Below are 387 nucleotides of genomic sequence, written 5' to 3'. Positions count from 1 at the left end.
TCGGCGACGCCGGCGCGCAGGAGCGCGTCGACCTGGTGGTCGGGGTTCTGGTCCGCGGTCGAGACCCGCGCGTAGCCGATCAGCACGGCGCCGGAATCTACCGCACGCCGACGTTTTCCGACATTGAATTTCGACGCGGGTTGTCGACGCCCTCCGAGGGGTACTGGACGGCTTGCTGGCGGGTGTCGACAGACGGTCGTCTGTCGACACCCGCCCACGACCACCCGACGACCCCTCGGAGGGCGTCGACAACCCGCGTCGGAAAACAACGTCGACAAACCTACCCGACCGGCTATTCTCGACATGTGTTGATCGGCTACGCGCGGGTCTCGACCGCGGACCAGAACCCCGACCACCAGGTCGACGCGCTCCTGCGCGCCGGCGTCG

At 68.2% G+C, this 387-nt stretch carries 1 pseudogene; it reads left to right on the top strand.

What is annotated here, in order from left to right:
• Positions 1-387: pseudogene (locus G6R24_RS23150) on the top strand (hypothetical protein); the annotation flags it as partial.

It is taken from the genome of Candidatus Frankia nodulisporulans, assembly GCF_902806475.1.
In the GTDB taxonomy this organism is placed as follows: domain Bacteria; phylum Actinomycetota; class Actinomycetes; order Frankiales; family Frankiaceae; genus Frankia; species Frankia umida.
Note: the sequence above shows the minus strand (reverse complement) of the source record. Positions and strands in the feature narration are given on the sequence as shown.